Here is an 11,925-nt window from a genome sequence, read left to right as displayed (position 1 = left end):
CAGCACGGTTAATTTTCTATTAAGAGCGTGGCCGGCCCCGACGGCCGGCCACGTTATTCTCGGCAGACCACCGGAGAAGCCACATGCTCGAGTCGATCGCACAACGTCGCTATGCGGCGTTTTTTGTTGCCTGCGTTCTGGCCCTGTCGCTCGGCGCGTGCAAGCGCGAGGCCAACCAGGTGCCGGAGCTGCAGGGAGCCAACGCGCCGATCGACGTCAGCGGAAAGATCAAGGGTTTCGGCCTGGTTTCCGCTGGTCGCGACGAACAGGACGACGAAGCCGCCCTCGTACTCGAGTTCTCGCAGCCGCTGGCGAATGCGCAGGCGTTCGACCAGCTGCTGGTGGTGAAGGGGCCGAAGGATGCCGTGGTGAAAGGCAGCTGGGTATTGTCGGACGACGGCAAGAAGCTGCGCTTCCCGTACATCGAGTCGAGCCAGACCTACACCGTATTGATCCGCGCAGGCCTCGCCGCTGCCGACGGCAAAACGCTGGGCAAGGATGAGCAGCGCAAGATCTTCACCGGCCCGTTGGAGCCCGCGGTGGGCTTCGCCTCGCAAGGCAGTGTGCTGCCGGCGCGCGAGAGCCGCGGCCTGCCGGTCGTCTCGGTCAACGTGCCGGAAGTGGACGTCGAGTTCTACCGCGTGCGCGACAGCGAAGTCGCCAAGTTCTTCGCCGAGTACCAGCGCGGCGGGCGGCGCAGCGGTTGGCAGCTCGACCAGGGCGATTACGATTCCGGCAATACGCCGCTGCGCAAGTACGCCGAATCGGTATACGTGAATCGATTCGTGCTGGGCGGCGCGCAGAACGAGCGCCGGCTGACGCATCTGCCGGTGCAGGATATCGCCGAGCTGCAGAAGCCCGGTCTGTATTTCGCTGCGATGAAGCAGGTCGGGCGTTTCGACAGCGAGTATGAGACGGCGATCTTCTACGTCAGCGATATCGGCCTGCACCTGCGCGCCTACAAGGACCGCATCTATGTGCACACCGCGTCGCTGAAGACCGGCGAAGCCCTGGGCGATGTCGCGCTGACGGTGATCGATCGCAAGGGCGAGACGGTGATGAAGGCCGCGACCGACGGCGGCGGCGACGCGCTGGTCGCGTACAAGCTCAATGCCGAACAGGTGTTGGTCGCGCGGCGCGGCAACGACGTCTCGATGCTGGCCTTCAACCAGCCTGCGCTCGACCTGTCGGAATTCGCGGTGGCCGGGCGCGAACAGGCCTGGTTCGACGTCTTCGCCTGGTCGGGACGCGACCTCTATCGTCCCGGCGAAACGGTTCGCCTGTCGGCCCTGATGCGCGACCAGGACGGCAAGCCGGTCAAGGCGCAGCCCCTGTTCCTGAGCCTGAAGCAGCCTGACGGCAAGGTCTTCCTGGAGACCCAGCTGAGCCCGCGCGAAGGTGGTTTTTACGAATGGCAACAGGCTTTGTCGCCGGACGTGCCGACCGGGCGCTGGCAGGTGCAGTTTCGTACTGCGCCCGGGGCCGGCGACGTCGTGCAGGGCATGACGCTGCGCATCGAGGAGTTCCTGCCGGAGCGCATGAAGCTCGACCTCGATTCGAGCCAGAAGACGCTGAAGCCCGGCGAAGCGTTGCAGCTCGATGTTTCGGCGGCGTATCTGTACGGCGCACCGGCCAGCGGCAATCGCTTCACCGCACGGCTCGGCTTGATCGCGGAGCAGCATCCGGTCGAGAAATACCCCGATCACTACTTCGGCGACCCGACCGTCACGTTGCCGAAGAAGACGGACGACATCGTCGACAGCGAACTGGACGAGCAAGGAAAGCTGAAAACCCCGATCGAACTGCCCGCCGAAGTGAAGGGTGGTGCGCCGGTCTCGGCGATCGTCACCGGCAGCGTCTACGAAACCGGCGGTCGCCCGGTCAGCCGCAGCCTCAAGCGCACGATGTGGCCGGCGGCGACGCTGGTCGGCCTGCGTCCATTGTTCGATGCGAAGGAGTCTGCGCCCTATAACAGTACGGTCGGTTTCGAAGTCCTGCGCTCCGACGTCAGCGGCAAGCTGTCGGCCGCCAACAACCTCAGCGTCAGTCTGTTGCGCGAACAGCGCGAGTACCACTGGACCTACGAAAGCGGCCATTGGGGTTACGACTACAATTCGTCCTGGAAGACGATCGATACGAAGACTGTCGCTGCCCGTGCCGAAGGCGGAACGCGTTTCGATTTCACCGTCGAATGGGGCGACTATCGCGTCGAAGTGCGCGACCCCGCCACTGGCCTCGTCACCCGTTTCCCCTTCGTCGCCGGCTGGAGCGAGGACAACCAGAACCGCGGCCTCGACGCCCGCCCGGACAAGGTAAAGCTGGCGCTGGACAAGACCGCCTATCGCGCCGGCGACAAGCTCAAGGTCACGCTGACGCCGCCGCACGCGGGCGCCGGCGTCCTGCTGGTGGAGACCGACCGTCTGCTGCATGCGCAGCCGATCGAGGCGAAGCCAGGCAGTGTCTATGAATTGAATATCACGAAGGACTGGGAGCGGCACGACGTCTATATCACCGCCCTGGTGTTCCGCGGCGGCTCCTCGATGGAGAAGATCACGCCCGCGCGTGCGGTCGGCGTCGCCCACGTACCGATGGATCGCCGCGAGCGGACGGTTGCCGTGACGGTCACGGCGCCGAAGATGACCAAGCCCGAGCAGCCCTTGCCGATCACGGTCAAAGCACCGCAGTTGGCCGGCAAGAAGGCTTGGGTGACGGTGTCGGCGGTCGATGTCGGCATCCTCAACATCACTCGCTTCCCGGTGCCGGATGCGTCCAAGCATTTCTTCGCGCAGCGCCGCCTCGGCGTCGACGCTTACGACATCTACGGTCGGGTGATCGAGAGCTTCGAGGGCGATGTCGCGAGACTCAAGTTCGGCGGAGACATGGCGGTGCAGGCACTGCCGCAGGCGCGTCGCCCGACGGCACGCGTGCAGACGGTGGACCTGTATTCGGGCGCCGTGGTGCTCGACAAACAAGGAGCTGCGCAGATCAAACTGGACGTGCCGGACTTCAACGGCACGCTGCGCGTGTCCGCGCTCGTGTACAGCGACGACAAGTACGGCCAGGGCAGCAGCGAAAGCGTGCTGCGCGCGCCGATCCTCGCCGAAATCAGCGCGCCGCGCGCGTTGGCGCCGGGCGACAGGAGCATGCTGACCCTGGACGTGCAGAATTTCACCGGCAAGGCCGGCGAGTTCACCGTCGACCTCGATGCCAGCGGTCCGATCGAGATCGCCGGCGAGCGTCGCAAGCTGAGCCTGGGCGTCGAGAAGAAGAGCACGCTCAGTTTCCCGATCGCCGGCGGGCAGGGCATCGGTTTGGCGACGGTGAAGCTGAAGGTCAGCGGCGGGGGCCAGACGGTCAATCGCAGTTTCGACGTGCCGGTGCGCCCGGCCTGGTCGTCGATCGCGCGCTCGCGCCTGATCGAACTCGCACCCGGCCAGCCGCTGAACTTGGGGGCCGACGCGGCGAATGGCCTGTTGCCCGGCTCGGTGAACGCGCGCGTGACCTTGAGTTCGATGCCGCCGATTCCGTTCGGCCAGGTACTCGACGAGCTGCTCAAGTATCCCTACGGTTGCGCCGAGCAGACGACCACGCGCGGTTACGCGGCGCTGCTGCTCGATGCCGATACCGCGCGACGCATGGGCTTCGCCGGTCTGACGCCGGACGAACGCCGCAAGCGGCTGGAAGGTGCGTTCACCCGCCTAAGCTCGATGCAGACGAGCAGCGGGCACTTCTCCTTCTGGGGAGGCGACAGCGAAGCCTATCCGGTGCTCACGCCCTACATCGCCGAGTTCTTGCTGGAATCGCGCGAAGCCGGCTTCGCCGTGCCGGAATCCATGCTGCAAAAAGCCCTCGAGCGCTTGAACGAGGATCTGCTGACCGGCAGCGCGCCGTTCTACGGCTACAGCAACCGCGACCATTTGCGCTTCGCCTACCAGGCGCAGGCGGGTTACGTCTTGGCTCGTTTGAACCGCGCTCCGCTGGGCACTTTGCGTGCCCTGTACGACAACGAGCGCAGTAAGGCGAAGACGCCGCTGGCATTGATGTATCTCGGCCTGGCCTTGAATCTTCAGGGCGACCAGGCGCGCGGCAAGAAGGCGATCGCCGAGGCTTTCGCGAAGAAGGACGAGCGCGAAGGTTACTGGGGCGATTACGGCTCCAGCCTGCGCGATCAGTCCCTGATGCTGATGCTGGCGCGCAAGCACAAGCTCAAAGTTCCGCAGGCCGACGCGCGCCTGCTGGCGATTTCCAAGCAGATCGCGGCGGAAGAGGGCGGTACGTACCGCTGGTACAGCACGCAGGAACAGATCGCCCTGGCGCGACTGGCCAAGACGATGATGGCCGACATCGATCCGGCGAACGCGATCGCCGACGACGTGGAAGTCGCCGGCAACAAGAGCGCGATTTCGTCCGAGCGCGTTCACAGCCGGCTCTACGACTATCGCGATCTCGCCGCCGGTCTGCGCTACGACCTGCGCTCCACCGGCAAGCTCTACGCGACCGTGGACGTGGCCGGCATCCCGCGTGCGCGTCCGGCGGTCAAATCCGACCAGATGAGCGTGGTGCGTCGCTACTTCAACACCGACGGTACGCCCTGGAAGGGCGGAACCCTGAAGGAAGGCCAGGCACTCATCGTGCAGCTGGAAGTCGAGTCGAAAGCCCGCATGCCGGATGCGCTGCTGGTCGACCTGTTGCCGGCCGGGCTGGAGATCGAGAACCTCAACCTGACGCCAGCCGAGCAATGGGCCGACATCAGCGTGGATGGCGTCTCGCTGGACGAACGCGGTTCCCAGGCCAACATCGTGCATGAGGAATATCGCGACGATCGCTATGTCGCCGCGCTCAAGCTCGAATACGGTACCGCCAAGCTGTACTACCTGGCGCGCGCCGTTACGCCCGGTACCTATACCGTGCCGCCGCCGCAGCTCGAGGACATGTACCGGCCGGACTTGCGGGCGATCGGCAAGGTGAATCCGGAAACCATCACGGTGGTCCAACCCTGAGGCCATGACTCCGTATTCGCCCGTGGCGAGGCGATGGCGACGCAGGCTGGCGCATGCGTCCGTCGTCGCCTCGCTATGCCTGCTGTCGCTCCTTGCGATGGATCGGTTGTTTCCGCTGCCACTGCCGAAGCAGGAAACCGCCAGCGTCGTCGTCAGCGCGCGCGATGGCACGCCATTGCGTGCCTTCGCCAGCGCCGACGGCGTGTGGCGCTATCCGGTCGAACCGGAAGATGTTTCCCCACTCTACCTGCAGGCGTTGATCGGCTATGAGGACCGCTGGTTCTGGCGCCATCCCGGCGTGAATCCGGTGGCGATGTTGCGTGCGGGCGGACAATGGTTGCGTAACGGGCGCGTGGTGTCCGGCGGTTCGACGCTGAGCATGCAGGTGGCACGCATCCTCGAACCGCATCCGCGTACGGCGACGGGAAAACTGCGCCAGGCGCTGCGCGCCCTGCAACTGGAGTGGCATTGTTCGAAACGCGAGATCCTGACGCTCTATCTCAATCGCGCGCCTTTCGGCGGCACCATCGAAGGCGTCGAAGCGGCCAGCTGGGCCTACCTCGGCAAGCCGTCGAAGAACCTGTCGCATGCCGAAGCGGCGATGCTGGCGGTATTGCCGCAGTCGCCGAGCCGCCTGCGCCCCGATCGCAATCCGGCGCGGGCACAGGCGGCGCGCGACAAGGTGCTCGGGCGACTGGCGGCGCAAGGCGTGTGGTCGCGGAACGAGGTGCGCGAAGCCCGCATCGAGCCGGTCGTGTCGCGGCGGTTGCAGGTGCCGTTGCTGGCGCCGCTGCTGGCGGATCGATTGCGTCGCGCCAATCCCGGCCGCAGTCGGATCCGAAGCAGTATCGATGCCGACTTGCAGGCGACGCTGGAACAGCGGGTCGGCGAGTATTTCGCGCGCCTTCCGGAGCGCAGTTCGGCCGCGTTGCTGGTGATCGACAACCGCACGATGGAAGCGCAGGCCTACGTCGGTTCGCTGGCGTTCGCCCGGCAGGAAAGCCTCGGCCATGTCGACATGGTGCGGGCGACGCGATCGCCGGGCTCGACGCTGAAACCGTTCCTCTATGCGCTGGCGATGGACGATGGCCTGATCCATTCGGAGAGCCTGCTCATCGACGCGCCGCAATCCTTCGGCGACTACCGGCCGGTGAATTTCGACCCGAGTTTCAACGGCCCGGTGTCGGCCAGCGACGCATTGCGCCTGTCGTTGAACGTGCCGGCGGTCGATCTGCTCGACCGCCTCGGCCCGGAGCGATTCACCGCGCGGCTCGCGCATGCCGGCGTCGAGTTGAAGCTGCCGCAGGGCGCGCGCCCGAACCTGTCCGTCATCCTGGGCGGCACCGGTGTTTCGCTGGAGCAATTGGTCGGCGCTTACGCAGCCTTCAATCGCGAAGGCCTGGCCGGCCGCGTGCGCTATGTGTCTTCGCGAAAGGCCGATGATCGACGCTTGTTGTCGGCGGAATCGGCGTGGATCTGGCGCGAAGTGCTGGAAGATCCGGCACGAGGCGGCAACAGTGAGGACGCGTTCGATCCGGGCCAGCGCCGTCGCGTCGCCTGGAAGACCGGCACCAGTTACGGTTTTCGCGATGCCTGGGCCTTGGGCAGCACGCGCGACTACACGGTCGGCGTGTGGGTCGGACGGCCGGACGGCACGCCGATGCCGGGCCAATACGGCGCGATCACGGCATTGCCGTTGCTGTTCGAAGTCGTGGACAGCCTGCCGCGCCATGGCCCGGTCGCCGCACACCGCCAATCGCCGCGTGGCGTGGGCAAGCAGACGATCTGCTGGCCGCTCGGTGTCGCATTGGACCCCGCGCATCCGGAGTTGTGCCGCAGCAAGCGCGAAGCCTGGACGCTGGCGGGCGTCGTGCCGCCGACATTCGCGGAGCGCGCGAGCCATCGCTGGAATGCCGGGCGACTCGACGTGCTCGTGGACGCGAACAGCGGCCTGCGCGTATCGGAGGACTGCGGTCTCGCGCATGAGACGCGTGCCCGCGCGTTGGCGCGCTGGCCCAGCCTGGCCTATCCCTGGCTGGCGGCCACGGAGCGCGAGGCATCGGCCCTGCCGATGCTATCGCCGGACTGCCGTCGCGATGCGCTGGCCGCGCTGGAGAGCTTGCGCATCGAAGGTCCGGCCGATGGCAGCGCCATCGCACGCGCGCCCAATAGCGTCGTTCCGCCGCAGATCCGCTTGCGCGCGCTCGGTACGCAGGAGCGCGTCCGCTGGCTGATCAACGGCGAACTGGCCGGCGAAAGCCGGGCAAGCAATGGATTCGTGCACGCCTTCGCCGAAGCCGGCGACCAACGCATCGTCGCGCTGGCCGATAGCGGTGCCTGGGCCGAGTTGAATATCCGCGTACTGCGTTGATGCCGCGCGACGCGTGGGCCGATCAGCCCAGGTGTTCCAGCACGTAGTCCGCCGACGACACCTTGAACTCGCCGGGCGCTTCGACGTGCAGTTGTTTGACCACGCCGTCTTCCGCATACAGCGCGAAGCGCTTGGCGCGCAGGCCCATGCCGAAAGCGGTGGCGTCGAGTTCGAGACCGAGCGCCTTGGTGAAGGCGCCATTGCCGTCGGCGAGCATCAGCAGCTCGTCCGGAACCTCCTGGTTCTTCGCCCAGGCACCCATCACGAAAGCATCGTTGACGGAAAGGCAGGCGACATCGATGCCGCGTCGCGAGAACTCTTCGATCTTTTCGACATAGCCCGGCAGGTGCTTCGCCGAACAGGTCGGCGTGAACGCGCCGGGCACGGCGAACAGCAAGACGTTCTTGCCCGCGAACAGTTCGTCGGTGCCGATGGCCTGCACGCCGTCCCGCAACATGTTCAAGGTGGCTTGCGGGATCTTGTCGCCGATCTGGATGCTCATGCGGTTTCCTTGCGCTGGAGCCGCGAATCGTCCGCGGCAGAAAATGAATCATATGACATGGTGTCGATGCGGGGCCAATTCAAGGCGTGGTCGTGGCCTTGAAATCGTGGCGCCTGAACCTAGATACGAGCCATGGCGGCAGTTCGCCGCAAGCCCACCGCAAACGAGGAAACACGCAATGAGCCTGATCCGTCACCACGCCTGGAATGCACGCAATCCGCTCCAGGACGAAATCAAACAAGCTTTCGACAAGTTCTTCGGCGATGCCGGCGACACCGACGCCTCCAGCGTCGTCACCAGCCAGTGGGTGCCGCGCGTCGACATCAAGGAAGAGGTCGATCGCTTCGTCATCTTCGCCGACCTGCCCGGCGTCGACCCGAAGGACATCGAAGTGAACATGGACAAAGGGATCCTGTCGATCAAGGGCGAACGCAGCACCGGCAGCAAGGCCGAGAACGAGCGTTACTCGCGCGTCGAGCGCGCGCAGGGCGTGTTCTATCGCCGCTTCGCCTTGCCCGACAGCGCCAACCCGGAAGGGATTTCCGCCTCCGGCAAGAACGGCGTACTGGAAATCGCCATTCCCAAGCGTCCGGAAACCACGCCGCGACGCATCCAGGTCCAGTAAGCCGGAACCGGTCGGCGGCACGAAGTTTCTTCCGCCGCGCGACAGGTGCGACAATCGGCCCGCGAAGTGCGCTTCGCGGGCTTTCGCGCGCATGCAGGGCGCAGTGCAGTAGAGGGACGAGCATGCAGTTCAAGGATTACTACGAGACGCTGGGTGTGGAAGCGAGCGCCGGCGAGGCGGAGATCAAGACCGCCTATCGTCGCCTTGCCCGCAAGTACCATCCCGACGTCAGCAAGGAAAAAGGCGCGGAAGATCGCTTCAAGGCCATCAACGAGGCCTATGAGGTGCTGCGCGACAAGGAAAAGCGCGCCGAGTACGACCGGCTGCGCGCGCAGGGCTATCGTTCGGGCGAGGAATTCCGTCCGCCGCCAGGCTTCGGCGGCGGCAATGGTTTCGGGCAGGGCGGTTTCCGCTTCGACGAGGGCGGAGGCGGCGGCTTCAGCGATTTCTTCGAATCCATCTTCGGCGGTCGTGCCGGCTTCGGTCAGCGCGGCGCAGGCGCTGGCGCGCCGATGGGAGATACCCGCGCGAAGCTGGCGATCCCGTTGGAGGTCGCTTATTCGGGTGGCGTGCAACGCATCGGCATCGATGGCCGCACTCTCGAGGTGAAGGTACCGGCCGGCATTCGCCCGGGCCAGTCGATCCGACTCGCCGGGCAGGGCCAGCAGCAGGGTGCGCGACGGGCCGACTTGCTGCTAGAAATCGATTACCGGCCGCACCCGGACTTCGAAGTGGACGGGCGCAACATTCTTTACACGCTGAGCCTCGCGCCCTGGGAAGCGGCGCTGGGTACCACGGCCAGCGTGCCGACCTTGGGCGGAAAGGTGGAACTGAAGATCCCGACCGACTCCGATGCCGGGCGGAAACTGCGCCTGAAGGGTCGTGGCTTGCCGGGCAAACCGGTGGCGGGCGACCAGATCGTCGAGATCGAGGTCCGTGCGCCGAAAGCCGAGAACGAGGCGCAGCGCGATCTGTACCGACGCATGGCCGAAGCCTTCCGCGACTGAGCGGCGAATCGCAGGCGAAAAAAAACGGGCCGAGGCCCGTTTTTTCTTTCGCTGCGGCGGATTCAGCCCTCGAGCAGCGAATTGATCACTTCGATCAACTGGTTTTCGGTGAAGGGCTTGGTGATATAGGCCTTCGCGCCCTGGCGCATGCCCCAAACCTTGTCCGTTTCCTGGTCCTTGGTGGTGACCAGCACGACCGGGATATGGGCCGTGCTCGGTTCCTTCGAAATGGCGCGCGTGGCCTGGAAGCCGTTGAGGTTCGGCATCACGACGTCCATCAGGATAAGGTCGGGAATATTGGCCTTGGCGGCCTCTACGCCCGCCGAACCGTCTTCGGCGCTCAGGGCCTCATGTCCGAGCTTTTCGACGATGCGCTTCATGCCCATGAGCTGGGACGGAGAGTCGTCGACGATGAGGATGCGTGCCATGGATTGCCCCTGAGGAAATTACGCAGATTGTATGCCCGGGAAGGCCGGATCGCGCAAGATGAATGTCACAGATTGACCAGGGTGCGCCCGACCGAGCCACCAGCCAGCATGCCGGGGAAAACCCCGGGCAGCTCGTCCAGGCCGACCTGGCGGGTGCAGACCGATTCCAGGCCTTCGGGCTTCCAGTCGCTGGCCAGCTGCATCCAGACGCATTCGCGGATCGCTCGGGCCGTACCGGCCGAGGCGATGCCCAGCAGGGAAACGCCCCGGATGATGAAGGGCATGACCGTCGCTTCCAGCGTGGGACTGGCAGCGAGGCCGCAGCTGGCGACGTTGCCGTAGGGTGCGGTCTGCGCCAGCAGGCTGGCCAGCATCGGGCCACCGACGTTATCCAGGGCGCCGCCGAAACGGGCCGAATCCATGGGGCGCGAGGTCGCCACGGCCTCGCGCGACAGGACCGTCGTGGCGCCCAGCCCACGCAGGTAGTCCCCATGCTCCGGCTTGCCGCTGATCGCATGCACTTCGTAGCCCGCCCTGGAAAAGATCGCAACCGCCAGGCTGCCGACGCCGCCCGTGGCACCGCTGACGGCGATCGGCCCCAGGCTCGGCGTCTGTGCGTTCTCCCGCATCCGGTACAGGGCCAGGCCTGCCGTGAAACCAGCCGTACCCAGGATCATGCTTTCGCGCAAACTCAGGCCCGCCGGCAGCGGAATGGCCCACGCCGATTCCAGCCTGACGACCTCGCTGTAGCCGCCGTCGCGCGTTTCGGACAAGCCGCAACCGGTGCAGAGCACCGCGTCGCCTTCCCGGAAAGCCGGGTCGGCGGACGCGATCACGTGTCCGGCCACATCGATGCCGCCCACCAGCGGGAAGCGCCGAAGTATCTTGCCCTCACCGGTACCCGCCAACGCATCCTTGAAGTTGATGCCGCTGTGCGCCGCGCGCACGACGATTTCACCGGGGCTCAGCGCGTCGAGCGAAAGCGTTTCGATGCCTGCGCGATAACCGGCTGCGTCGTTATGGATGCGGAAGGCGCGAAAGGCGGAAGGCGAGGGGCTCATCGTGCATTGGCTCCGGCGACGTATTCGTTGTAGCAGTGGGTGGCGTAGTAGATCGGCGCGTGATCGAGCAGGGCCAGTGGCGTGAGCGCGCCCAGGCCTTGTCGCCAGCGCTGGGCGTAGTCGGCGATATGGTTGAACACGGCACGCGGGTAGTCGGCGCGGCGCGCGGCATCGATGACGTGCTCGCGGCTCGTGTGGGCGAAACCGAAGGCCGCGGGCGGAAGCGTGGGCACCACGTCGCAGCCGTGCACGATCCGATACACCGGCAATTCTTCCAGCCGGGAAACGAAGGTCGCATCGCCTACCTTCGGCTGCCCAAAGCTCAACACGGCGGCGATGCGCTGCTCGGCCTCCTCCCGCAAGCGCGAGGCGGCCAACAGCGCAAGCGCACCGCCCAGGCTGTGGCCGGCGATCCACCATCGCCTGGGCGAAGCCAGCAGGTCGGTGTCCAGGAGCGCATCGATCAGCTCGTCGGCGCTGTCGGCAAATCCACCGTGCATCCACCCGCCGCCATGCGCCGCACGTTTCGCGAAACGTCCGTCGGTCCAGTAGTCGCTGGCGACTTCGCCGAACTTCGACAAGGAATCGCCGGGTTTGAAGACCTGCGTGCCGCGAAAAGCGAGCACGGCGTCGTGGCCGTCGAGATCGGCGACATAGGCGAAGCCCTTGTGCCCGGCGCCGCGCAGGAAGTGCAGCCTGCTGCTGCGGTCGCGCAGCGTTTCGCCGATGCGCTGGGCGTCGTCGTAGGCCAGCAATGCGTATTCGCTCAGCAGCCAGCGGTTGCGTGCCGACTCGATGCCGCGGCCGGTTTCCAGGGTGCTTTCCGCATGGTCGAAATAGCGATAGCCACGCACCGGCGGGTTGATGTTATCGAGCGTGGCGGCGGGCAGGGGGCGCATGCGCGAAGTCTGGCACAGGTCGGCGCGATGAG

8 protein-coding genes are annotated in these 11,925 nt (G+C 65.8%); 4 read left to right on the top strand and 4 right to left on the bottom strand.

Translation table 11 applies throughout. The features are described from left to right. The first annotated feature begins 83 nt into the window (after positions 1 to 83). A complete protein-coding gene (locus QM707_RS01285) occupies positions 84 to 5,000 on the top strand; it encodes an alpha-2-macroglobulin family protein (protein ID WP_415000065.1) in 4,917 nt (1,638 codons plus the stop codon). A gap of 4 nt (positions 5,001 to 5,004) precedes the next feature. Then, on the top strand, positions 5,005 to 7,371 hold the full coding sequence (gene pbpC / locus QM707_RS01280) for a penicillin-binding protein 1C (protein ID WP_415000064.1): 2,367 nt from the start codon (positions 5,005 to 5,007) through the stop codon (positions 7,369 to 7,371). Positions 7,372 to 7,393: 22 nt separating this feature from the next. On the opposite strand, the gene QM707_RS01275 is transcribed toward pbpC, so the two are convergent. After that, positions 7,394 to 7,873: a peroxiredoxin gene (locus QM707_RS01275; protein ID WP_415000063.1), complete on the bottom strand. Its 480-nt coding sequence runs from the start codon at positions 7,871 to 7,873 to the stop codon at positions 7,394 to 7,396. Positions 7,874 to 8,051: 178 nt separating this feature from the next. Between QM707_RS01275 and QM707_RS01270 the strand changes: the two genes are divergently transcribed. Next, a complete protein-coding gene (locus QM707_RS01270; protein WP_415000062.1) occupies positions 8,052 to 8,498 on the top strand; it encodes an Hsp20/alpha crystallin family protein in 447 nt (148 codons plus the stop codon). A gap of 122 nt (positions 8,499 to 8,620) precedes the next feature. After that, on the top strand, positions 8,621 to 9,505 hold the full coding sequence (locus tag QM707_RS01265) for a DnaJ C-terminal domain-containing protein (RefSeq protein WP_415000061.1): 885 nt from the start codon (positions 8,621 to 8,623) through the stop codon (positions 9,503 to 9,505). Between the two features lie 62 nt (positions 9,506 to 9,567). Here the strand turns inward: QM707_RS01265 and QM707_RS01260 are convergent, their stop codons facing one another. The 3 genes from QM707_RS01260 to QM707_RS01250 all read right to left on the bottom strand — a co-directional run bounded on the left by QM707_RS01260 (position 9,568) and on the right by QM707_RS01250 (position 11,893). Continuing rightward, the gene (locus tag QM707_RS01260) at positions 9,568 to 9,933 is read right to left on the bottom strand and encodes a response regulator (protein ID WP_415000060.1); all 366 of its coding nucleotides are present in this window, start codon (positions 9,931 to 9,933) and stop codon (positions 9,568 to 9,570) included. Positions 9,934 to 9,998: 65 nt separating this feature from the next. Further along, positions 9,999 to 10,994 (bottom strand): YhdH/YhfP family quinone oxidoreductase, encoded by a 996-nt coding sequence (locus tag QM707_RS01255; RefSeq protein WP_415000059.1) that lies wholly within the window; start codon positions 10,992 to 10,994, stop codon positions 9,999 to 10,001. After that, positions 10,991 to 11,893, bottom strand: coding sequence for a lipase family protein (locus QM707_RS01250; protein WP_415000058.1), 903 nt, complete (start codon positions 11,891 to 11,893; stop codon positions 10,991 to 10,993). Before QM707_RS01250 ends, QM707_RS01255 begins: the two co-directional genes overlap by 4 nt. Between the last annotated feature and the right edge of the window lie 32 nt (positions 11,894 to 11,925).

The sequence above is a fragment of the Arenimonas sp. genome, from assembly GCF_047602345.1.
GTDB lineage: Bacteria > Pseudomonadota > Gammaproteobacteria > Xanthomonadales > Xanthomonadaceae > Arenimonas.
The sequence above is the reverse complement of the archived record's forward strand: the minus strand, read 5'-3'. Positions and strand labels throughout refer to the sequence as shown.